Origin of the sequence: Vreelandella alkaliphila, from assembly GCF_016107625.1 — a bacterium.
GTDB classification, from domain to species: Bacteria; Pseudomonadota; Gammaproteobacteria; order Pseudomonadales; family Halomonadaceae; genus Vreelandella; species Vreelandella alkaliphila.
Genome location: NZ_JABASV010000008.1, coordinates 186,857 through 208,432, shown reverse-complemented (window position 1 = coordinate 208,432; position 21,576 = coordinate 186,857). Strand labels below are relative to the sequence as shown.

Sequence of the window (21,576 nt, the reverse complement as noted above, 5' to 3'; positions counted from 1 at the left end):
TAGCGGAGCGCCGCCCGGATCATCGTCAGGCACTTATTCAACAAGAAACCCAGCCAACCGGCTGGGTTTTTTGTTTGCGCGGAAGAAAAGCACTCCCTTACCCCTATCACAAAATGGCCACCTGCCGAAGCGTGCACCGCACCGTCATTCCCGAGTGAGGTTATCGGGAATCCACCTTGACCTGCAGCAGGCCGACCCCCCTCAGTTCAACATGGATTCCCGCTAAGAGCCTGCGGGAATGACGAGTTAACTTTGAAAATTAATCCCGTTGGTGCTGGCATTCGCCAGCGGCCCAAGTTTCATAGATAGCGCGATCATCAGCGAGCATCATCAGCGCAAATAAACGCTCGCCGAGTGTTTTGCTGTGTTGGATACGGCGCTTCAACAGTGATGTCGCATGAGGATCAATGACTACAAAATCAGCCTCGTACGAAGGGGCAAGCTGGCCGATATGGGTATCTAGGGAAAGCGCTTTTGCATTGCCATGGGTTAAACCGTAAAAACCTTGCCATGTGGTGAGAGGCTGTCCCCCTAATTGGCCCACTTGGTAGGCTGCCTTAAGCGTTCCAAACCCTGATAAATCGGTGCCTGCGCCGATATCGCTAGCATAGGTAAATGCCATGCCGGTCTGTTTAGCTGCTTCTCGGTCAAATAATCCGCTGCCTAGGAAAAGATTGGAGCTTGGACAAAAGGCAATATTGGCGCCTCGATCCGCCAAGCGTTTACGCATATCGTTATCCAGATGAATACCGTGCGCGAAGGTACTGCGAGGGCCGACTAACCCCGCTTCTTCGTAAACGGCTAAGTAGTCGCGGCTACCAGGAAATAGTTCGGCTACCCAGTCTAATTCCCCACTGTTTTCGGCCAAATGAGTTTGTAGCCACAAGCTAGAGTCATTGCGTAAGAGGGCGCCGGCAGCATCCATTTGCATTTTGGTAGAGGTGGGCGCAAAGCGTGGTGTGACGCTATAACCTAGTCGGCCATTGCCATGCCAGTCTTGAATAAGTCGCTCACTGTCTGCAATTCCAGATACGCCATCCATTAGGGCGTCAGGCGCGTTGCGATCCATTAATACTTTACCGACCAGCATGCGTAGCTGACGTTTTTGGCAGGCGGTGAAGAACGCATCCACTGAGCCAGGATGGCTTGAGCCAAATACTTGGGCTGTTGTCGTTCCCGCGCGAAGCATTTCATCTAGAAAAGCGTTCGATAGCGCTTCAGCATGCGCATGATTGGCAAAACGGCACTCTTCAGGAAACGTATAGTCATTTAGCCAATCAAGCAGCTGTCGGCCGTAGGAAGCCATGATGTCTAGCTGAACATAGTGAACGTGAGTATCGATAAAACCGGGCATAATCAACTTGCCGCGATAATCAATAACATGGGCGTCACTTGGCAGTTGATCAGCGAGATCACCATAGTGGCCGACAGCCTGAATATGACTGCCTTTTAGCCACAGTAGCCCGTCGCCATAATGCTCTAGGCTACCTGGCTGAGGTAGGTCATCATTACCTGGGTCGCGTGCAAAGCTGACAATTTCAGCGCGGATGAGCGTATCGATTGAGGAATTCATATTAACTCTGAGTCGTTTTCGTATCGTCAACAAGTGCACGTATTGCGTTCGGCTCAAGGCCGCGCATGTCTAGTGAGGCTGGCTTGTCCGTTAGCCAAAGCAGTTCGGTTACCACCGTCAAAGCAATCGCATAGGGGGTTTTGTTGCTAAGTTTAGTGTTATGAATACAGCCAATGGGGCTGCGTACACGCTCTATTTCTTCAGCGGTGTAGCCTTCGCGCTGCAGTCGTCCTCGGAAGCTTGCCCATTTGCTATCAGAGCCGATTAGCCCTATCGAGGCGATGTCATGGCGCTGTAGTAAAGCGGTGATAAGGGCGTAATCTTCATCATGGTTGTGGGTTAATACCAATGCATGACAGTAGGGCGGCAGGGCTGAAGTTCCCTCTTGTGCACTGCTCAGCGTATGGCAGCTGAGTCGGGATTGCTGCTGATCGCGTTCGTTAAATACATCTGCTCGGCTATCAAACCAGTGTACTTGCCAGGGTAGCGGTTCGCTAAGCTTTACGATCTCTCGTCCGACATGGCCAGCACCAAATAAAGCGATATTGGTAGCGGCACCAGGAAACACTTCCAGCAGCACATTGACATAACCGCCACAGCACTGGCCGCTGCGGCCACCTAGCGAGAATGCCTCTAAGTGAAAGCCAGCGCGGCCTTGCTGTAAAAAGTCTCGAGCAGCATGGATAGTTTGCCACTCGAAAGTGCCTCCACCTAGCGTGTCATAGACAGCCTCTTGGGTGATCACCATGCGCGCGCCGGGCTCACGCGGGGTTGAGCCCGCGCTGGTTATCTGAGAGGCCAACACGTGGGGAACACCGCTACGCTGCAATCGATCGAGTGCCGCGTGCCAAGTTTCTGCTGAGGGCTGTGTCATAGCGCTTTTTCTCTAATTGCGTTTGCAGCCAACATCACTCGCTCAGGGGTTGCGGGAGTGTCGAGATGGGGAGACTGTTGGTAATCGGTTAAGCTTGAAAGTGCATCACGTAGTGCAGACCAAACACAGATACCAAGCATAAACGGTGGCTCGCCAACGGCTTTAGAACGATATAGGCTTGCCATGGAATTTGGGTGGCCTTCCAATAGTTCAACGTTAAAAATAGCGGGAAGATCACCAAACGTGGGTATTTTGTAGGTCGCAGGCCCGTCGCTAACCAGCACACCTTTATCGCTCCACTTAAGCTCTTCACTGGTTAGCCAGCCCATTCCCTGGATAAAGCCACCTTCTACTTGGCCAATATCAATGGCAGGGTTTAGCGAATTGCCAACGTCATGCAGCACGTCAACGCGGTTAACTAAATATTCGCCGCTCAATGTGTCAACACTTACTTCGGCAACGGCTGCTCCAAACGCGTAATAATAAAAAGGGCGGCCTTGGCCCGTTGCACGGTTGTAATGAATCAATGGTGTCGCATAAAAACCCTTTTCTGAAAGCGAGATGCGATTGAGGTAGGCCGTTTGAACAAGCTCTCCCCAGGGGATGCGACGCTCGCTCTCATTAATCCCCGCAATCAGCATGCCATCTTCCAGGCGCATACCTTCTCGGTCTAATCCGCCCTCAAAATGTATCGCGGCAAAGTCGAACAACCTTTCGCGCAATTTACTGGCGGCATCTCGCGCTGCCATGCCATTGAGGTCGGCGCCGCTTGAAGCCGCCGTAGGGGATGTATTGGGTACTTTATCCGTGCGAGTTGCACTAATCCGCACGCTATCTAAATCCAAGCCAAGCTCGCGCGCCACTACCTGACAAATCTTGGTGTGCAGCCCTTGGCCCATTTCAGTGCCGCCGTGATTGATCACGATGCTGCCATCGGTATAAACATGCAGCAGAGCACCGGCTTGATTGAGGTGCTGGGCGGTAAATGAGATGCCAAACTTTACTGGCGTCAGCGCGAGCCCTTTTTTAATAATGGGACTGTTGCTATTAAATGCCTTAATCGCCGCACGGCGTGCCCAGTAATCACTATTGGTTTCCAATGTATCAACCAGCGTATGCAGCAACTGCTTTTGATCCACTGACTGCCCGTAGTGGGTGACGTCTCGCCCGTCGCGATAGAAGTTTCGTTTGCGTATGGTGAGAGGGTCTTCACCGACTTTGCGCGCGATATCATCCATTGCAGCTTCGATAATCATCATGCCCTGAGGGCCGCCGAAGCCCCGAAAAGCCGTGTTAGAAGCCGTGTGGGTCTTAGCTCGATGACCGGTGACGCGAGCATTGCCTATTGAGTATGCGTTGTCGGCATGGAACATTGCCCGATCAACAATGGCGTCCGAAAGATCCGGCGAGTAGCCACAGTCACCAATAACCGTTATCTCTCCGCCTTGGATGATGCCTTGCGAATCAATTGCAAGTCGGTAGCGATTATGAAAGGGGTGACGCTTACCGGTCGCGCGCATATCATCACTTCTCGGTAGCCGTATACGTGTGGCTTTTCCGGTTCTGCGGGCAATGATGGCTGCCATACATGCCCATGGGGATGCTTGGGTTTCTTTGCCTCCAAAGCCGCCACCCATTCGGCGCACTTCAACGGTGACGGCATGAAAGGGAATGCCCAGTACTTCAGCGACAAGTTTCTGGGTCTCACTAGGGTGCTGGTTAGAGGTATGAACAATGACCCCTTCGTCTTCGGTGGGCAGAACCAAGCATGCTTGCCCCTCCAGGTAAAAATGTTCCTGTCCGCCGATGAAAAGCTCGCCCTCAACCGTTTGCTCGGCTTGGCGCAGTTCCGCTTGCCAATCGCCTCTCTCCTGAACGTGGGTAGGGCGAACCACATCATTGCGTTCGGCAGCAGCAACAGGGTCGAGGCTTGCTGGTTGTTCATCGATACTTAACCTGGCCAGCGTTACCGCTCGGCGAGCAGCCTGAAGCGAGGTAGCCGCAACGGCGAAAATACACTGGCCTGCGTAGCTAATTTCTTGATCAACAAAAATGGGGTCGCCTGGAAACACAGGGCCGATATCTGTATGGCCGGGCACATCGTGAAAAGTGATGACATCGACAACGCCAGACGCTTGTTTAACTGCTTCGAGATCAAGTGCGGTCAATGTGCCGTGTGCGACAGGAGAAAGCCCCAGAGCTACATGCAGGGCATCTGCCGGTGCTTTGAGGTCATCAATGTAGGCAGCCTTGCCGGTAACGTGTTTTTCAGCGCTTTCATGGAAGCTAGCGGTGCCTGCTTGGCGCTGACCGTGGCTATCGACAGTATGGCGAGCAAGTGGGCCTGACCCTTGGATGTGGTTATGTAACTCTCGACGAGCGCGGCTGCTGTCGCCATCAAGTTTAGTGAGCGTACGCATGGAGCATCACCTCCTGGTTGGGTGACGAAAGCGATAAGTAGAGGCGTTCCAATAGGTTGAGAGCGGCTTGTTCTCGGTAGTATTGGCTGCCCCGTACATCGCTCATTGGCTGAAACTCTTCAGCAAGGGCTTGTTGGGCTGCTTGAAAGCTAGCTTTGGAAACGGGCTGGCCCTCTAGCGCAGCTTCTGTTTGACTAGCTCGCTTGGGAGTTGCAGCCATACCGCCAAAGGCAATGCGAACATCCTCCATCACACCCTGATTAACACGGTAGCAAAACGCACCTAATACCGCCGTTATGTCATCCTCGCGCCGTTTAGAAAGCTTCCAAACCCTTAGTGTGGCTGTTTCAGCCAGTTGAGGTATAAAAATACGGCTGATGACTTCATCAGCCGCCAGCGCTGTTTTTTTATAGTCGATAAAAAAATCACTCAGCAAGAGCTGGCGAGTATTGACGTGGCTGGTAAGTTCTACCCATGCATTGAGCGCCAGTAGTACAGGTGGCGTATCTCCAATTGGCGAAGCGTTGGCGATGTTTCCGCCGAGCGTTCCCCGGTTACGAACTTGTTGAGAGCCGAGCCTGTGAAGGAGGTGTGCAAACGCAGGAAAGTGACTGTTTAATAAGGGCTCAAGCTGCGAGTACGTAACCCCAGCGCCTACCCACCAACCTGGTTGAGCTTGGAATGTCGCCTCTTCAATTTGGCGCAATTCAGCCACACGCGTGGTATCAATAAGCTGGGTCAATGCGGTAAGACGCTGAGTGCTTTCCAGCCATAGATCTGTTGCGCCAGCCACAAGGCGTGCATCAGGATAGCGATATCTTGCGTCGGCCAACTCAGCCAAGGTGGTTGGCTGTACAAAGAGTGGCTCACTCTTTGCGGTTGACTCCGGTACATGAAGCGGGTGACTGGCTGGCTGAGACGCATCGAACCACTGCGGTGCTTCCCAAGAGAAATCTTGCATACTCAATGCGGCGTCACGAATCGGTCGGTATCCCGTGCAGCGGCATAAATTTCCACCTAATGTGGCTTCAAGTGTTTCTGGTGTAAGAGGCGAGGGGCGCTGCTGTTGGTTGGCATGCAAGGTGAACAAGGACATGACAATTCCTGGCGTGCAAAATCCGCACTGGCTGCCATGGCACTCGATCATTGCGCGTTGAGCTGGGTGGAAGTTGCCTTCAGTCGCAAGCCCTTCAACGGTAATGACGTGCTGACCGTGAAGTTGATGAGCCGGGGTAATACACGCGTTGACGCTTAAAAAGCGGTTTTGCGTGTCGCTTGGATTGTTGATTGCGACTGTACAAGCGCCACAGTCACCCGATGCGCAGCCTTCTTTTGTGCCAGTGATGCCCAAATGATCACGCAACAGCGTTAGAATGCTGGTGTCAGGGGGTACATGACACTGCTTGGGGGTGCCGTTGAGCAGGAACTCAATCGTAGCCATGCCAAACTCCGTTATGATTGTTCTGACCGATCGGTCAATATTGTTTAGCTTGAGACAAAAGAGCGCACCTTGCAAGAATTTGTTGCTAATGCGGCTGTCTGTGCACTTACGCGGCCGGCGTAGATAAACCAATTATATGTAATAAGTCCCATGGGCTGACCATTGGTGCTTATCAAAAGCGCTTATTAAAGGAGCTTAATCAATGACAGCGGATACCGCTAACCATGAAAATGCCAGCAGAGATCGCATTGAACAGACCATACTGAGCGCTGCGGAGCAGGTGTTTTCTCAACATGGTTATCGTGGTGCCAGCCTTCAGGCAATCGCCGATATAGCAGGTCTTCCTAAGGCGAATATTCTCTATTACATGGGCAGTAAGCAGCTGCTTTATGTACGACTGCTTAATCGAATGATGAACCGTTGGAATGCGGTACTTGAAGACATAACACCTGACAGTGATCCAGCTAAGGTATTAAGCGATTTTATTCGCACCAAGATGATGCTGGGCCAGCGTTACCCCGAAGGTTCAAAGCTATTTGCCGCCGAAATTTTGGCTGGTGCGCCTTTCTTGAGTAATTATCTCTCTGGTGAGTTGAAAGAGTGGGTAGTTTCCCGTGCAGAAATTATTCACCAGTGGTCTCAGCTAGGGAAAATGGATGATGTCGATCCACGCTGGCTTATATTCTTGATTTGGTCGGCTACCCAACATTACACGGAATACAGTGCGCAGGTAACGGGAATATTAGGGACTGAAGTGCTCAGCGAAACGGATTTCGAGTCTATTTGCCGTTTCCTTGAGCATGTTATTTTGAAAGGATGCGGTATTTCAGCGTCGCATTTATCAAACGACTCATCAGTTTAGCTGCTATGCCCATATTGGCGATGTCTACACTTCCAATTGAACAGCACCTCAAGCCGATTCAGGCGGCTCTCTCTGCACATAACCGCCTAATCTTAATCGCCCAGCCGGGAGCGGGTAAGACAACCCGCGTTCCGCTGACCTTGCTGAACAGCCAGTGGGCGCAGGGCCAGAAGATAGTGTTGTTAGAGCCTCGACGGGTAGCGGCTCGTTTGGCGGCAAGCTTTATGGCCGCGCAGCTTGATGAGCCTGTCGGTAAGACAGTTGGCTATCGTATGCGAGGGGACAGCAAAGCGGGCCCGCAAACACGCTTGGAGGTGGTCACCCAGGGCGTCCTGACGCGTATGTTGCAAGACGATCCGTTGCTCGAAGGCGTCGCCGGTATCATCTTCGATGAGTTTCATGAGCGCAGCATAGAAGCAGATCTTGGGCTGGCGCTATCGCTGGATATTCAGCAAAGCATTCGCGATGACTTACGACTGATGGTGATGTCTGCGACGTTAGATGTTGCTGCGTTAAAAAGCGTATTGGGCAGCGATACATCCGTGATTGAAAGTACGGGACGTGAATTCCCAATTGAAACCTATTATCGCCCTTTTAGCAGTGATGAAGCGTTAGACACTGCCGCTTACCGAGTGGTAACCGAAGCCTTGGCGAATGCCGATAGCCGCGACGTGCTGGTGATTTTACCTGGGGTGGCAGAGATAACTCGGCTAGTGCAAATGCTGGAAAATAGCACCTTTGATATTGAGGTGTGCGCATTACATGGCGGCATGCCTATCGAGGCGCAGCAAGCAGCATTGAAGTTACACGAAACTCGCCGGCGGGTGATTGTATCGACGGCCATTGCGGAATCCAGCGTGACAGTTGATGGTGTTAATGTGGTCATTGACGCTGGCTTGGAGCGTGTGCCGTTGTTTCAGCCGCGAACTGGGCTCACTCGACTAACTACTCGGCGTGTCAATCGTGCCAGCGCTGATCAACGTCGTGGTCGTGCAGGGCGGCAACAGCCGGGTGTATGTTATCGCTTGTGGTCTCAAGAGCAGCCACTGGTTGCTTACGGTGAACCTGAGATTGCCCAAGCTGATTTATCAAAACTTGCGCTTGAGGTTGCCGTATGGGGAGCGCGATCGCCTGAAGAGTTAATTTGGATGACACCACCGCCTAGCGGTGCATGGCAAAGTAGCCAGGCTTTGCTTCGTCAGCTTGGCATTCTTGATACAGCGGGTTTATTAACACCACTAGGTAAGCAAAGTGTGCGTTGGCCGCTTGAACCTCGTTTAGCGGTCATGCTGTCAAAGGCAGTGTCATTGAATGCATTACCGCTTGCCTGTGCTTTAGCAGCTCTGCTAGAGGGTAGAGAGCGTGTCAGTGGCTCGCTAAGAGATGCGCTGGCTCAGCGGCTCAGCCAACCCTGGCGATTTCCTCACTGGCAACGAGAAACCAAGCGTCTTATGGACATGGCTAGCCTTCAGGTGCCACATAAACTACCGCTTGAGCCGCTTAGCTATCTGCTGGCGATGGCTTACCCGGATCGCGTTGGTCAATTCATCAGTCCAGGTCGGTTCAAGCTTGCCAATGGCAAAACTGCCACGCTCTCCGTTAGCCACCCCCTAGCGAATGAAGCATTTATCGTCGCCGTTAGCGTAGAGAGTGCCAGTAGTGAGGCAGCAATTTATCTGGCAGAACCGATTGCTCAGACAGCGCTTAATGACCTTTACCCGGCAACTCAACAGTGGGAGGAGCGTGTTACTTGGTCAGATGCCCAAGGAAAGCTGCTTGGTGAAGCTGTTCAGCGCCATGGTGAACTTGTGTTGGCAAGTCGGCCTTTAGCGGAGTTATCAGGAGAGGCGGTCCAACAGGCGTTGCTGCGAGCACTAAAGCAACGACCAGCAGCGCTTTTTAATGGCAAGGTTAAGCAATTACAGGGGCGAATGGCGCTAGTGGCGAGTATTTATTCTAATGCATGGCCTGACTGGTCAGAAAGCTCGCTATTAGACAGCTTAGATGTTTGGCTGGCACCCTACATGACGGGTATTACACGTTTCAATCAGCTAGAAAAAATGCCGTTCCATAACTACTTAATGGCAACACTCAGCTGGGATGAGCAAACCCGTTTTGAGCGTTTAACGCCATCGGCATTAATGGCTCCTAGTGGTAATCAAGCAACAATTGATTATGAGTCCTGCCTAGCAGGAAGGCCGCCAGTGCTTGCTTTGAAGTTACAGGAAGCGTTTGGTTGGCAGGATACTCCCGCCGTAGCGGACGGTCATGTGTCTGTTGTCATTCATCTGCTTTCACCGGCAAAAAGGCCGCTTCAAGTTACTCAGGATTTACGCAGTTTTTGGTTGAATGGCTACCCAGAGGTGCGTAAAGAGATGCGTGGCCGCTACCCTAAACACCCCTGGCCAGAAGATCCAATTACCGCTCAAGCAACGGCATCTACGAAACGAAGGTAAAGTTAATAACACCGTTTAAAGAGAAGCCAGATCGAAGAAGGTCATTGCGTTTGCTCTTCAGGTATTTTACCTGGCACGCGATAGCGTACTCCGTCGGCACGTTGCTCTTCATAACGCCGGTTTTCTTCTTCTGGAGGCACACCCAGCACAGTCTCCTGCGAGCCATCCGGCCAAGTGTAAGTTGTGCAGCCAGTCAACGATACTAAGACCACGGTCATTAATGAGAACAACGAAATAAATCCACGACATTTGGGCATATTAGGCTCCATCACCAGTCAAAAGCTGCTCTTAGCAAAGCGTGCGTAGTGTGAATGGCACGACAGTAAGTCGCAAGCTTAATCCCAAATTGTTAGATTTCTTCCCAAAGACTACGTCGAAACTCATGGGAAAGCTGGGATACCTTAGCAAAACGCTCAAGGTTAGCGTCGGTAAGCGTTTTGACCATTTCTTGGTAATGCTCAGTGAGTTCCTTAGCGCTGCAGTTTTCTTTGTCATCAGTCAGGCATAGCGTCAGTTTTTCGCTACTTTTAGCGATAGCTTGGAAAAGCTCGGCCTCCAGCTGCATGGCTTCTGTCACGCTCTCAAGCCACGCAATCTGACAACGTACCATTGGCATGGTGCTCAATAGGCAGTAATGCTGCCACCAAGCTGCGATATCTTGGTTCGTGTCGTTGACGGATGAGGGCTGCTTTTTGTTTGTATGGTCCATAGTAGGTTCCTATCGAGTTTTTCAATTTGTGAGGCATTCTTCACAGGTTCTCCTATCTTCAACTATAGCTAAAGCTCTGCAGAAGAGTTGCTCATTTAGGCAACGCGATACGTGATAACGAGGAGAGGCTCAATGTGGTCAGTCGTTAAATCAGTACTGTCAGCACTGCTAGGCGTACAAAATGACCTCAAGCGGCAACAGGATTTTTCTAGCGGTAACCCCGCTGCCTTTATTGTAGTGGGAATTGTGATCACGCTCGTATTTGTTTTGATCTTGGTTGGGATTGCAGTGATTGCGTCGCGATGAAGCGTTGATACACCCCACGATAGTTGTGCGTGACGAATGCCACATGTTTTCTATACTGACGTTAATCAGTTAATCCTGACCTAAGTAAACGGATTGGCGAGAACAACAATAATAACGGAGGTTTCTATGCATCTATCGTGGCAATGGCTGCTAACCATTACCAGTGCCTTCAGTATCACTCAAGCTCATGCTAATAGCTGGAATATGCCTGTTGGGGTCACCGATATCAGCCAAGATATTTTTGGTCTGCATATGGCGATTTTTTGGGTATGCGTGGTCATTGGGGTGATTGTGTTTGGGGTGATGTTTTACTCACTATTTAAATACAGACACTCAAAAGGGGAAAAAGCGGCGAATTTTCATGAGCACACCTCTGTTGAAATTCTTTGGACCGCTATTCCTATTCTGATTTTGGTTGGCATGGCCGTGCCTGCGACGGCGACGTTGAAGAGTATGTACGATTCTTCAGAAGCTGATTTAGATGTGATGATTACTGGCCAACAATGGCGCTGGCGCTACGAATACCTTGGTGAAGATGTTGCGTTTACCTCCAATATGAGTACATCAAGAGCACAAATTCGTGGCGAGGAGGCGAGAGATGAGCACTATTTATTAGACGTAGATGAGCCATTGGTACTGCCAATTAATCGTAAAGTGCGTTTTTTAATGACGTCGGATGACGTTATTCACTCTTGGTGGGTGCCTGAACTAGCCGTTAAGCAGGATACGATTCCTGGGTTTATCAATGAGAATTGGGTGAAAATTAATGAACCGGGCATCTATCGTGGCCAGTGTGCTGAGCTTTGTGGCGTTAACCACGGGTTTATGCCAGTGGTTGTGCATGCGATGGAAGAAGAAGAGTTCGAAGCATGGTTGGCAGAACGAAAAGAAGCCGCAGAGCAAGAGGCTATGGGGGTTGACCGGGAGTGGGAGATGGAGGATTTGATGGCGCGTGGAGAGACCGTTTATCAGACTATCTGTTCTTCCTGTCACCAAAGCGAAGGCCAGGGGGCGCCACCAGCATTTCCTGCACTAGCCAATAATAATCAACTGATTAGTGATTTAGATTGGCATATGAATCGGGTTATTAACGGTGTTTCTGGCGCTGCTATGCCGGCATTCCGCAGTACGTTAAACCCTGTCGAAATAGCCGCTGTTGTTACTTATACCCGCAATGCTTGGGGCAATGAGACAGGTGATGTGGTGCAGCCAGCTACGGTGGCCGAACGTATCGCACAATAATTTAAGGTACTAACAATAAATCAGGCGGAGATGCTCATGGCGCCCAAACTACCTCCTCAACACTCGCTGCAACACAGCTCTACTGCAGCGGCTGGCGGTCATTCTCATCACGACCATGCGGCTCAGCCCAAAGGGATACTACGATGGGTTCTGACCACCAACCATAAAGAAATTGGTTCTCTTTACCTGATTTTTTCTCTCACCATGTTTTTTGTTGGAGGCATATTTGCCCTAGTGGTGAGAGCCGAGCTATTTCAACCTGGTTTACAGCTTATAGAGCCAGAATTTTTCAACCAAATGACCACCATGCATGGATTAATCATGGTGTTTGCTGCGGTAATGCCAGCGTTTACTGGGCTAGCCAATTGGATGATTCCGCTTCAGATTGGTGCGCCGGATATGGCGCTGCCCAGGCTTAATAACTTTAGTTTCTGGTTGCTTCCGGTGGCGTTTACATTGCTACTTTCTACGCTCTTAATGCCGGGCGGTGGGCCTAATTTTGGCTGGACATTTTATGCGCCGTTATCGACGACTTACGCACCTGCCTCCACAACATTTTTTATTTTAGCCCTGCACATTGCAGGCATTAGCTCGATTCTTGGGGCTATAAATATTATTGCGACCATTCTGAATATGCGCGCACCTGGAATGCGCATGATGGATATGCCGCTGTTCGTATGGACATGGTTAATTACGGCTTTTCTATTGATTGCGGTAATGCCTGTGCTAGCGGGCGTTATTACCATGATGCTGATGGATATTAACTTCGGTACCAGTTTCTTTGACGCCGCGGGTGGTGGTGATCCAGTGCTTTTCCAGCACTTATTTTGGTTCTTTGGCCATCCTGAAGTTTACATCATGATTTTGCCAGCTTTTGGTATTGTCTCAGCCATCATACCTACTTTCGCGCGTAAGCCTTTGTTTGGATACGCGTCTATGGTGTATGCCACGGCAGCTATCGCGCTGCTGTCATTTTTAGTGTGGGCACACCATATGTTTATCGTCGGTCTTCCGCTAACAGCGGAGCTGTTTTTCATGTACTCGACCATGCTGATTGCCGTGCCCACAGGCGTGAAAGTGTTTAATTGGGTGACCACGCTGTTTCGCGGCTCGATCAGTTTTGAACCGCCCATGCTGTTTGCTTTGGCTTTCGTGGTTCTGTTCACCATAGGCGGTTTCTCAGGACTAATGTTGGCAATTGCGCCTGCGGATTTCCAATACCACGATACCTACTTTGTCGTGGCGCATTTTCATTATGTGCTAGTACCCGGTGCTATTTTTGCCATTATGGCTGGCGTCTATTATTGGCTACCCAAATGGACAGGTTATTATCCTAACGAGCGACTTGCTCAATGTCATTTCTGGTGCTCTATTGTTGGCGTTAATCTAACGTTTTTCCCTATGCATTTCGCAGGCTTGGCGGGCATGCCAAGGCGCATCCCCGACTATGCATTACAATTTGCGGATTTCAATATGCTCTCCAGCATTGGTGCCTTCTTTTTTGGTGCGTCACAGCTGATGTTTGTATTGGTTGTGGTGATGTGTGTGAGAGGAGGTAAAAAAGCACCTGCAAAAGCTTGGGAAGGTGCAGAAGACCTAGAGTGGAGCGTCCCCAGTCCGGCACCGTTGCACACCTTTGAAACACCGCCAGTATTTAACCGTACTCATCACCATGACTAATTAGCTGCCCATCAGCAAAATGGTCTAGGGGGATATATGGCAGTCAACGATACGGTGCAATCACTTGGGGTTAAACGGACAGTCATTCGTACAGTGGCGGCGCTAATTGGGATGTTTGCCTTTGCATTCGCACTGGTTCCTCTTTACGACGTGTTTTGTAGTGTGACTGGCCTTAATGGCAAAGTGGATACAACGGCTAAAGCCATTATTCATGAAGAAGTTGATCAGTCCCGCTATATTACCGTGCAGTTCATTACCCGAGGTAGCGCGGGGTTGCCATGGCGAATGAGCGTCGAAACTCGCCAAATGCGCGTGCATCCGGGCCAAACAGCTGAAGTTGATTTTACGTTTACTAACAACAGTCATGTCGAAAGTTGGGGGCGGGCTGTACCTAGCGTTTCTCCTTCAAGCGCTACGACGCATTTAAGAAAAGTAAGCTGTTTCTGTTTCCAGGAGCAGCAGCTTCAAGGGGATGAGCGTTTGACGATTCCTCTGATATTCCAGCTGGCGCGTGACCTTCCAGAGGATATTAATACGATAACGCTGGTATATACCTTGTATCCGGTTCATCACTTAGTAAAAGACATCTCGAAGAATGACAACAAAACGATAGGGGATTCGATATGAGTGGCGGCTACTATGTTCCTGCAACGAGTCGATGGCCTATCCTAGGCTCGCTGGCGCTCGGGGCTATGATGGTGGGTACAGGAATTAAACTTGTGTACGACACGGGTACCCCGCTCATGCTAATCGGTATGGCTTGTGTCATTACAGTTATGGGGTTTTGGTTCAGAGATGTTATTCACGAGTCAATGAGCGGATTGTACGATGCCCAGATGGATCGCTCGTTCCGATGGGGGATGGGCTGGTTTATTTTTTCTGAAGTGATGTTTTTTGCGGCTTTCTTTGGTGCCCTGTTCTACGTAAGAACGTTCGCTATACCCTGGTTAGGTGGTGAAGGAGCAAAAGGTGTTTCTGCGTTGCTTTGGCCTGATTTTGTCGCTCAGTGGCCGGTGTTAAACCCTCCTGATTCGTCGGTGGCTGGCCCGGATAGTGTCTTAAGTCCATGGCAATTGCCGCTCGTCAATACACTAATTTTGGTAACGTCGAGCATTACATTGACGGTTGCACATGAAGCTTTGAAATTAGGCGAACGTAAGACGTGCAGAAACTGGCTGGCAGGTACTGTATTGCTGGGTTGCTGTTTTATTATGATTCAGGGCGTCGAATATTATGAAGCCTACAACCATTATGGTATTACGCTTGAAGCAGGGATCTTCGGCGCTACTTTCTTTATTCTAACGGGCTTTCACGGCGTTCATGTCATTATAGGTACGTTAATTTTAACCAGCATGCTGATACGTATACATAAAGGGCACTTTGCCCAAGATCATCATTTTGGTTTTGAAGCATCTTGTTGGTATTGGCATTTTGTAGATGTTGTATGGGTTGGGTTATTTATTTTTGTATACGTTTTCTAATCAATTAGCCTAAATCTCCCGACCAGAAGCCAAACACTAACAAGGCCATGAGTAGACATGTTAACCCAATGCGCCATTTAAGGGATGCTAGTAGCCGTCGCGAGCTGCTGTCATCCTTTAATAAAAAACCTGCGCCGGCCGCTAAGCTAGCGACTATTCCAATAAAAACTAGGCCAATGAGCAGCTTTAACCACATGACGAAAACCTCTTTTGGGTCGCAACGTCTATACGTCTGGTGTGTGTTTTGGGGCGTATTAGTTTCGCTAGGTATCTTCCTAGGACTATGGCAGTGGGAGCGTGCCGCTGACAAGCGAGTTTTGTTAGCCGCTCGGGAGGCAGCGCCTTTGGTTAAATCGCCTACTGCTATGCCAGAAGAGGGATCTGAGCTGCATTTACAAGGAGAGTACCTTGCTAATCACACGCTTTATCTGGATAACCGCATTGTGGACGGGCGCCTGGGCGTGGCTGTGTTAACGCCTTTCCGAGACAGTTCTGATCAGTTGTGGCTTATTCAGCGAGGGTTTATTGAGACAGGGCCAAGTAGGGCGGCGCCACAAGCGGACACTCCAGAGGGCAGCGTAACCGTTTCAGGCGAGTGGCAGGTTGCGCGCTCCGGCGGACCGCTATATGGCAAAAACAAGGAAGGGCTAAGACTGCAGCAGATCAGCTTAACCCCGTGGGAGTCAACACTGCCAGCCTTCACTTACACCGGCTGGCTACATGCTGACCAGGGTGAGGGGGTGTTTGCACCCTGGTGGGAAGCTAACGTGATGCCTCCTAGTCGCCATCTTGGCTATGCTTTTCAATGGTGGGGGTTGGCGCTTGCTGCGACAGTAGTCATGGTGTTGGGGGGGCGTCGCCTGCGCAAAGATAGTCTTACAAAAGATAGTCTTACAGGTTACTGAGGGGAAAGCATGGAGCAACGCCAGCCAGTTCGTTATCCGCGAGTTAAATTGTTGCTTATATTTGCAGCATTCGCGGCGCCTATTGTTACTGCGTGGATGATGTTGACGTGGCAAATAGGCATACCTAGTGAAGATACTGCCCATGGTCAAGTGCATGTCAGCGTACCCGCACTAGATGATTGGCCTCTGAGTACTCAACCCGAAAAAAATGATGCATGGACACTAGTGTTTGACTGTACTTCTCTTTGTGATGAGCGCATGGATGAATTGTGGCGTCTGCATCGAGCGTTAGGTCGAGAAGCCCCTCGGTTAGAGCGGCTGCGAATAGGCGGGAGTGCGCAAGAGCTTCCAGGTGAAAAGGTTAGTCGTTGGCGAGTGGAACCTGCATGGCGAGAAGAAAATAGCGTCTGGCTAATGGATCCTTTCGGCAGGCCAGCGTTGTCATTTAATAATGCAGTGCCCGCAGCTGATATTCTCGATGATATACGTCATTTGTTTAAGGTTAATCCGCGATAGCGAACAATATACCGTTACTCTGCATGCTCGACCTCGCAGGTCGTAAGGAAGCAACGTGCCATATTCTACTGAGCGGCGCTTACAATGGCTGAAACGTTTAACCTTGGTCGGCACTGTGCTTACAGCGTTAGTGATTCTAGTTGGCGCATGGACGCGCTTAGTTGACGCTGGTTTGGGGTGCCCAGACTGGCCAGGCTGTTATGGGCGGCTGTTAGTCCCTGATGCCGAACATGCTGCTCTACGACATCCTGATGTACCTCTTGTGCCTTTTAAAGCATGGGTAGAGATGGCTCATCGGTATGTAGCAAGTTTTTTAGGGCTTATTGTTCTAAGCGTAGTGGCGCTAGGTTTTTCATTGCGCAAGCGTCCAGGGTTTCCATGGAAAGTAAGTATTGCCTTGCTCGTTGTTATTCTGCTTCAAGGCGCGTTTGGCGCTTTTACAGTGACGCTAAAGCTTTGGCCACAAGTGGTTACTTTACATTTGTTGGGTGGGCTAAGTGTACTGATGCTGTTTTTTTGGGTGCATTTGCGAATTCGGCTCAGCTTGACAAGGCCTGTACCTACCTCTACCGACCATACTTCTTCTCCCACACGTTATACCTCTCTATTTAAGAATGCTAATGCGCTCTGGGTAATAGGCGTGTTGATATTAGTTTTGCAGCTTGCTTTAGGGGGCTGGGTAACCAGCAACTATGCAGGTATTGCCTGCCAAGGATTCCCGACCTGTAATACGCAGTGGTGGCCAGAAATGGATATAAGTGAAGGCTTCCACCTAACACAAACGGTCGGTCCTAATTATTTACACGGGCAGCTACATGCCGATGCACGTACTGCAATTCACGTTATACATCGTATTGGAGCGCTTCTACTCGGAATTGTCTTGTTAGCGCTATGGTGGCGATATCGTGCGGCTGCGTCTGTTGGGCGAGCGCTCACCTTGGTGGTAATTGCTTATTTTGCCCAAGTCGCGCTTGGCATTGCTAATGTGTTGTTGTGGCTTCCTCTATGGCTGGCTTTGTTACATACCGCTGGAGCGGTTGCCTTGACCTTGAGTATGGGGTGGGCTGTCTGGTGCTGGAAATATCCTTCTAATCAGCATCTTAATGAAGTGAATTATCTAAAGTCATCTCAGGTTTTCTCGACGTACGATGGTAACTAGAGGTTTTGCTTCGTCAAAAATAATAATGGTTATTACGGAGTGGATAATGAAAAACGTTGCTGTGTAATCCTTAGTTTTATGCGGAAGCAGAGGTGAAGAAATAGTGAGAGTGGTCTCATTGGGGTAATAGGGAGTACAATTGTCGTCAAGCTTTCTACCTCTCCGTTGTGAAAGGAGCGTTATGAGTTCCACAGGAGCGTTGTTGTTATTCATCGTTGCAATTATTGTCATTGCAGCGCTTGGTTTTTATGCTTATAAACTTCGCCAAGAGGTTAAACGTCGAGAAGCATTTCGGCTGGATGAAGAGCGTCGTGCCCATCAAAACAGCCTGGAAAATCTTGATTTTGTCGTTAGCGCGCTTGTGCAAGAGCAAGTTGACATTACAGAAGGGTCTTGGCGATGCAAAGTTTTGCTTGAGATTATTGATTCCAGCCTAACAGAGCGTCCAGACTTTCAAGCGTTTGCAGAGGTATACAATCGTACTCGGCATTTAAAAACTCATTCTGCACGTAAGCAATTGACGCCACGAGAGCGAATGCAAGAAGATAAAGAGCGCCTTGCGGTTGAGAATGAAATGCGTCCTGCCGTACTTGAGGCAGCGAAAAAGGTAATTGACTGGAGGTCTAAAGGATCTGCTGGCCTTCATTAACCTTGTTTAACGAGCATAGGGGGCTATAAGTACGATAACCTATGTTTTTTGACGCTTATTGCGTCAATTTTGCTATGCTGAAAATGTCGGTATTGGCAAGAAGTTGATATCTCGGCATTGTTGCCTTCTGGTGATTAAACGTTAATCATAGGCAAACGTTCAGCCTTATGGTGAAAGTACAATATTGCCATGATGCTGAGCAGCGAAAAATGGATGCTCTCGCAAATTAGAAGCATTGGGATAGATTTGGTCTTATGACCATGTCAGCATTGGATCAAGAAGGAGTCTTGCATGAAAAAATCAACGACTGGCTTGCTAATCGGTTCTGCACTGGTAGTAGGTTTATCAGGCTGTGCCAGCTCAGCATCACAATCATCTGGTCAAACCAGCGCAAGTAGCGACCGCGATTGGTATCAACATCCCTTCGTTTGCGGATTGGCAGGCAGTGTTATCGGCGGCAGTATTGCTTACGCTACTAGCGGCAATTCTGACGAAGATGAAAATACCGCTATTGGCGCAACTGCTGGTGCAGCGATCGGTGGCCTGCTATGTGCAGACCGTACGCCTGAGCCAGTAGCACCGCAGTGCCCAAGCTATGGGGAAGTGCCCGCAGGTGTTGCAGTTGATGCTGAAGGCTGCCCGCTGGACTCCGATGGTGACGGTGTGCCAGATTACCGTGACCAGTGCCCGGGAACTCCTGCTGGTGTAGCTGTTAATGCAAATGGCTGCCCACTCGATTCTGATAACGACGGCGTGCCGGATTATCGCGATCAGTGCCCCAATACTCCTGCAGGTGTTGCAGTTAACTCACTGGGTTGCCCTGACAGCGTTGTATTGCAGGACGTAAACTTTGAGTTTGACTCTGCACAGTTAACTGCCCAAGCACGAAGTGTTCTGGACGGTGTTGCAGAGCGCCTGGTCAATAATCCTGATGTGCGTGTGAGTATTGAAGGCCACACTGACTCTCGCGGTTCTGCTCAGTACAACAAAAACCTGTCGCAGCGTCGTGCGGAATCCGTTGCTGCTTACCTTGCCCAGCGTGGCGTAGGTGTCAACCGTATGCGTGCTGTTGGCTACGGCGAAGAGCGTCCGGTTGCTAGCAATGATACCGATGCGGGTCGTGCACAAAACCGTCGTGTAGAAATGGATGAGTGGAACTAAGTCACGCATCGCTTTTCATTAAAGGGGTGGGCCATTGTGCCAGTGATTAATGCCCTTTAAGTACGGAACGGGAGGCTTATGCCTCCCGTTTTATTTTACGGCTTGCTAAATTCTGGTAGGCTGGGCAACCCTCAAAAAGCACCTAATACTCTCGATCATTGATAGCGAAATGTGATCCTTGGTATGGATCACCACTGCGCTCAAGGAATACTTAATGCCCATAGTAACATTGCCGGATGGCAGCCAAAGAACGTTCGAAGCACCACTTTCTATCATGCAGCTTGCAGAATCCATTGGCCCTGGTTTGGCCAAGGCCTGTGTGGCTGGCAAGATTGGTGGTGTATTGGTCGATGCTGCTGATTTGATCGAGCAAGATGCTGAAGTGGCGATAATTACCGCCCGTGACCCCGAAGGGCTTGAGATTATCCGCCATTCCTGTGCCCACTTGATTGGACATGCGGTTAAGCAGCTATATCCTGATGCCAAAATGGCCATTGGGCCAGTAATTGACGATGGTTTTTATTACGATATTGATTTCGGCAAGTCGGTAACGCCTGACGACTTGGAAGCTATCGAAAAACGCATGCAAGCACTTATTGAGCGTGATTACGATGTCGTGCGTGAGTACGTTGATCGCGACGAGGCGATGAAAACGTTTATTGAGCGTGGCGAAACGTTCAAACAGGAAATTGTTCGCGATATACCTGAGGGTGCAACAATACGTTTGTATCATCACGAAGAATACACCGACATGTGCCGTGGGCCGCACGTGCCGAATACGCGTCACCTGAAAGCTTTCAAGCTAACAAAGTTAGCTGGCGCATATTGGCGTGGAGATGCCTCAAACCCCATGCTGACACGTATTTACGGTACAGCATGGGGCGATAAGAAGCAGCTCAAAGCTTATTTGAAGCGCCTAGAAGAGGCCGAAAAGCGAGATCATCGCAAATTGGCACGCAAGATGGATCTTTTCCATTTGCAAGAAGAAGCGCCAGGCATGGTTTTTTGGCACCCCAATGGCTGGACGATGTACCAGGCATTGGAAGATTACATGCGGAAAATTCAGCGAGCGCATGGTTATCAAGAGATTAAAACGCCGCAAGTAGTAGATCTTTCGTTGTGGAAGAAATCGGGCCACTGGGGGCACTACAGTGAGCTCATGTTTACCACTGAGTCAGAAAAACGTGAGTATGCTGTTAAGCCTATGAATTGTCCCTGTCATGTACAGGTATTTAATCAGGGACTGAAAAGCTACCGCGATTTACCGTTACGTTTAGCAGAGTTTGGTAGCTGCCACCGGAATGAACCGTCGGGCTCATTGCATGGTCTGATGCGCGTTCGTGGCTTTACTCAAGATGATGCGCATATTTTTTGTACCGAAGGTCAAATTCAGGCAGAAGCAGAAGCATTCATTGCGCTTACCCTGCAAGTTTATAAAACGCTTGGTTTCGAGGATGTTGAACTCAAGCTGTCAACTCGACCTGAGGACTTTCTTGGTGAAGCAGAGATGTGGGATCGAGCAGAGCAGGGGCTTGAAGCTGCGCTCAATGCGACAGGGCTTGATTGGGAGCTTCAGCCAGGAGAGGGGGCTTTTTATGGCCCGAAAATTGAATTCGCTCTGCGTGATTGCCTGAATCGTGTTTGGCAATGTGGTACTCTACAGTTAGATTTTAATTTGCCAGGGCGCTTAGGCGCGCAATACGTTGATGAAGATGGGACACGAAAGACCCCAGTGATGCTTCATCGTGCTATCTTAGGTTCTTTTGAGCGGTTCTTGGGAATCTTAATTGAGCACTATGCTGGTGCGATGCCGCTATGGTTGGCACCTCAGCAAGCTGTGTTGATGACCATTACTGATGCGCAGCGTGATTATGCGCTTGAGTTGGAGCAACGGCTGCAAAAAAATGGCTTACGAGTTAAAGCGGACTTGAGGAACGAGAAGATCGGCTTTAAAATCCGTGAGCATACGTTACAGAAAGTTCCCTATCTCCTTGTGGTGGGAGATAAGGAAGTCGAAGCTGACTCAGTGGCCGTGCGAACTCGCAGCGGCGAAAACCTCGGCACAATGACAGTCGATGAATTCATCGAACGTTGCAGTGCAGAGCGAGCAGCCCTGGCGACATCGTCAATTGCCTAAGGAGA

General features: G+C 50.0%; 20 protein-coding genes. 13 read left to right on the top strand and 7 right to left on the bottom strand.

The genetic code is table 11. The features are described 5' to 3' along the window. Window positions 1–259 precede the first annotated feature (259 nt). From guaD to xdhA, 4 genes are read right to left on the bottom strand one after another with little or no spacing between them, the layout of a single operon-like run. Window positions 260–1,573, bottom strand: a complete 1,314-nt coding sequence (guaD, locus tag JFC11_RS13760) for a guanine deaminase (RefSeq protein WP_198349774.1) — start codon at window positions 1,571–1,573, stop codon at window positions 260–262. A gap of 1 nt (window position 1,574) precedes the next feature. After that, window positions 1,575–2,447 carry a xanthine dehydrogenase accessory protein XdhC gene (xdhC, locus tag JFC11_RS13755; RefSeq protein WP_198349773.1) on the bottom strand — a complete coding sequence of 291 codons (873 nt, stop codon included), beginning with the start codon at window positions 2,445–2,447 and terminating at the stop codon, window positions 1,575–1,577. Beyond that, entirely contained in the window at window positions 2,444–4,867 is a 2,424-nt protein-coding gene (gene xdhB, locus JFC11_RS13750; protein WP_038483861.1) for a xanthine dehydrogenase molybdopterin binding subunit, read from the bottom strand. The genes xdhC and xdhB overlap by 4 nt, the downstream gene beginning before the upstream one ends. Further along, window positions 4,851–6,308, bottom strand: coding sequence for a xanthine dehydrogenase small subunit (gene xdhA, locus JFC11_RS13745; protein WP_198349772.1), 1,458 nt, complete (start codon window positions 6,306–6,308; stop codon window positions 4,851–4,853). The genes xdhB and xdhA overlap by 17 nt, the downstream gene beginning before the upstream one ends. A 202-nt stretch (window positions 6,309–6,510) precedes the next feature. Here xdhA and JFC11_RS13740 point away from each other — a divergent pair, with 202 nt between their 5' ends. Together JFC11_RS13740 and hrpB are read left to right on the top strand one after the other, a co-directional pair. Beyond that, complete coding sequence (locus JFC11_RS13740) at window positions 6,511–7,170, top strand: TetR family transcriptional regulator C-terminal domain-containing protein (RefSeq protein ID WP_038483867.1); 660 nt, start codon at window positions 6,511–6,513, stop codon at window positions 7,168–7,170. Between the two features lie 20 nt (window positions 7,171–7,190). Next, complete coding sequence (gene hrpB / locus JFC11_RS13735; RefSeq protein ID WP_198349771.1) at window positions 7,191–9,626, top strand: ATP-dependent helicase HrpB; 2,436 nt, start codon at window positions 7,191–7,193, stop codon at window positions 9,624–9,626. A 41-nt stretch (window positions 9,627–9,667) separates the two neighbouring features. Here the strand turns inward: hrpB and JFC11_RS13730 are convergent, their stop codons facing one another. Together JFC11_RS13730 and JFC11_RS13725 are read right to left on the bottom strand one after the other, a co-directional pair. Then, complete coding sequence (locus tag JFC11_RS13730; protein WP_038483878.1) at window positions 9,668–9,883, bottom strand: hypothetical protein; 216 nt, start codon at window positions 9,881–9,883, stop codon at window positions 9,668–9,670. A 92-nt stretch (window positions 9,884–9,975) separates the two neighbouring features. Continuing rightward, entirely contained in the window at window positions 9,976–10,335 is a 360-nt protein-coding gene (locus JFC11_RS13725) for a hypothetical protein (RefSeq protein WP_038483881.1), read from the bottom strand. A gap of 132 nt (window positions 10,336–10,467) precedes the next feature. Between JFC11_RS13725 and JFC11_RS13720 the strand changes: the two genes are divergently transcribed. The 5 genes from JFC11_RS13720 to JFC11_RS13700 all read left to right on the top strand — a co-directional run bounded on the left by JFC11_RS13720 (window position 10,468) and on the right by JFC11_RS13700 (window position 15,044). Then, window positions 10,468–10,641, top strand: coding sequence for a DUF2970 domain-containing protein (locus tag JFC11_RS13720; protein WP_084183706.1), 174 nt, complete (start codon window positions 10,468–10,470; stop codon window positions 10,639–10,641). A 126-nt stretch (window positions 10,642–10,767) separates the two neighbouring features. Continuing rightward, a complete protein-coding gene (gene coxB, locus JFC11_RS13715; protein WP_120387003.1) occupies window positions 10,768–11,883 on the top strand; it encodes a cytochrome c oxidase subunit II in 1,116 nt (371 codons plus the stop codon). Between the two features lie 36 nt (window positions 11,884–11,919). Then, window positions 11,920–13,563: a cytochrome c oxidase subunit I gene (ctaD, locus tag JFC11_RS13710; protein ID WP_038483887.1), complete on the top strand. Its 1,644-nt coding sequence runs from the start codon at window positions 11,920–11,922 to the stop codon at window positions 13,561–13,563. Window positions 13,564–13,599: 36 nt separating this feature from the next. Further along, window positions 13,600–14,190: a cytochrome c oxidase assembly protein gene (locus tag JFC11_RS13705; protein WP_038483890.1), complete on the top strand. Its 591-nt coding sequence runs from the start codon at window positions 13,600–13,602 to the stop codon at window positions 14,188–14,190. Continuing rightward, a complete protein-coding gene (locus JFC11_RS13700) occupies window positions 14,187–15,044 on the top strand; it encodes a cytochrome c oxidase subunit 3 (protein ID WP_198349770.1) in 858 nt (285 codons plus the stop codon). The genes JFC11_RS13705 and JFC11_RS13700 overlap by 4 nt, the downstream gene beginning before the upstream one ends. 4 nt (window positions 15,045–15,048) lie before the next feature. On the opposite strand, the gene JFC11_RS13695 is transcribed toward JFC11_RS13700, so the two are convergent. Then, window positions 15,049–15,240, bottom strand: coding sequence for a DUF2909 domain-containing protein (locus tag JFC11_RS13695; protein ID WP_038483896.1), 192 nt, complete (start codon window positions 15,238–15,240; stop codon window positions 15,049–15,051). Here JFC11_RS13695 and JFC11_RS13690 point away from each other — a divergent pair. The 6 genes from JFC11_RS13690 (at window position 15,239) to thrS (ending at window position 21,571) form a co-directional block, all read left to right on the top strand. After that, window positions 15,239–15,949: an SURF1 family protein gene (locus JFC11_RS13690; RefSeq protein ID WP_120387002.1), complete on the top strand. Its 711-nt coding sequence runs from the start codon at window positions 15,239–15,241 to the stop codon at window positions 15,947–15,949. The genes JFC11_RS13695 and JFC11_RS13690 overlap by 2 nt on opposite strands. Window positions 15,950–15,958: 9 nt before the next feature. Then, window positions 15,959–16,465 carry a hypothetical protein gene (locus JFC11_RS13685; protein ID WP_198349769.1) on the top strand — a complete coding sequence of 169 codons (507 nt, stop codon included), beginning with the start codon at window positions 15,959–15,961 and terminating at the stop codon, window positions 16,463–16,465. A gap of 55 nt (window positions 16,466–16,520) precedes the next feature. After that, window positions 16,521–17,624 (top strand): COX15/CtaA family protein, encoded by a 1,104-nt coding sequence (locus tag JFC11_RS13680; RefSeq protein ID WP_038483905.1) that lies wholly within the window; start codon window positions 16,521–16,523, stop codon window positions 17,622–17,624. Between the two features lie 181 nt (window positions 17,625–17,805). Further along, window positions 17,806–18,273: a DUF2489 domain-containing protein gene (locus tag JFC11_RS13675; protein ID WP_038483908.1), complete on the top strand. Its 468-nt coding sequence runs from the start codon at window positions 17,806–17,808 to the stop codon at window positions 18,271–18,273. Window positions 18,274–18,564: 291 nt separating this feature from the next. Continuing rightward, window positions 18,565–19,434, top strand: coding sequence for an OmpA family protein (locus tag JFC11_RS13670; protein ID WP_038483911.1), 870 nt, complete (start codon window positions 18,565–18,567; stop codon window positions 19,432–19,434). Between the two features lie 214 nt (window positions 19,435–19,648). Beyond that, window positions 19,649–21,571 (top strand): threonine--tRNA ligase, encoded by a 1,923-nt coding sequence (gene thrS / locus JFC11_RS13665; RefSeq protein ID WP_038483914.1) that lies wholly within the window; start codon window positions 19,649–19,651, stop codon window positions 21,569–21,571. The last annotated feature ends 5 nt before the right edge of the window (window positions 21,572–21,576 follow it).

Excerpts from the sequence above, each read along its gene's own strand:
- guaD (WP_198349774.1), bottom strand. The coding sequence starts at position 1,573 with ATGAATTCCTCAATCGATACGCTCATCCGCGCTGAAATTGTCAGCTTT.
- JFC11_RS13700 (WP_198349770.1), top strand. The coding sequence starts at position 14,187 with ATGAGTGGCGGCTACTATGTTCCTGCAACGAGTCGATGGCCTATCCTA.
- JFC11_RS13695 (WP_038483896.1), bottom strand. The coding sequence starts at position 15,240 with ATGTGGTTAAAGCTGCTCATTGGCCTAGTTTTTATTGGAATAGTCGCT.
- thrS (WP_038483914.1), top strand. The coding sequence starts at position 19,649 with ATGCCCATAGTAACATTGCCGGATGGCAGCCAAAGAACGTTCGAAGCA.
- xdhB (WP_038483861.1), bottom strand. The coding sequence starts at position 4,867 with ATGCGTACGCTCACTAAACTTGATGGCGACAGCAGCCGCGCTCGTCGA.
- ctaD (WP_038483887.1), top strand. The coding sequence starts at position 11,920 with ATGGCGCCCAAACTACCTCCTCAACACTCGCTGCAACACAGCTCTACT.
- JFC11_RS13725 (WP_038483881.1), bottom strand. The coding sequence starts at position 10,335 with ATGGACCATACAAACAAAAAGCAGCCCTCATCCGTCAACGACACGAAC.
- JFC11_RS13685 (WP_198349769.1), top strand. The coding sequence starts at position 15,959 with ATGGAGCAACGCCAGCCAGTTCGTTATCCGCGAGTTAAATTGTTGCTT.
- xdhA (WP_198349772.1), bottom strand. The coding sequence starts at position 6,308 with ATGGCTACGATTGAGTTCCTGCTCAACGGCACCCCCAAGCAGTGTCAT.
- JFC11_RS13675 (WP_038483908.1), top strand. The coding sequence starts at position 17,806 with ATGAGTTCCACAGGAGCGTTGTTGTTATTCATCGTTGCAATTATTGTC.
- JFC11_RS13690 (WP_120387002.1), top strand. The coding sequence starts at position 15,239 with ATGACGAAAACCTCTTTTGGGTCGCAACGTCTATACGTCTGGTGTGTG.
- JFC11_RS13740 (WP_038483867.1), top strand. The coding sequence starts at position 6,511 with ATGACAGCGGATACCGCTAACCATGAAAATGCCAGCAGAGATCGCATT.
- xdhC (WP_198349773.1), bottom strand. The coding sequence starts at position 2,447 with ATGACACAGCCCTCAGCAGAAACTTGGCACGCGGCACTCGATCGATTG.
- JFC11_RS13705 (WP_038483890.1), top strand. The coding sequence starts at position 13,600 with ATGGCAGTCAACGATACGGTGCAATCACTTGGGGTTAAACGGACAGTC.
- JFC11_RS13670 (WP_038483911.1), top strand. The coding sequence starts at position 18,565 with ATGAAAAAATCAACGACTGGCTTGCTAATCGGTTCTGCACTGGTAGTA.
- JFC11_RS13730 (WP_038483878.1), bottom strand. The coding sequence starts at position 9,883 with ATGCCCAAATGTCGTGGATTTATTTCGTTGTTCTCATTAATGACCGTG.
- JFC11_RS13720 (WP_084183706.1), top strand. The coding sequence starts at position 10,468 with ATGTGGTCAGTCGTTAAATCAGTACTGTCAGCACTGCTAGGCGTACAA.
- coxB (WP_120387003.1), top strand. The coding sequence starts at position 10,768 with ATGCATCTATCGTGGCAATGGCTGCTAACCATTACCAGTGCCTTCAGT.
- hrpB (WP_198349771.1), top strand. The coding sequence starts at position 7,191 with ATGTCTACACTTCCAATTGAACAGCACCTCAAGCCGATTCAGGCGGCT.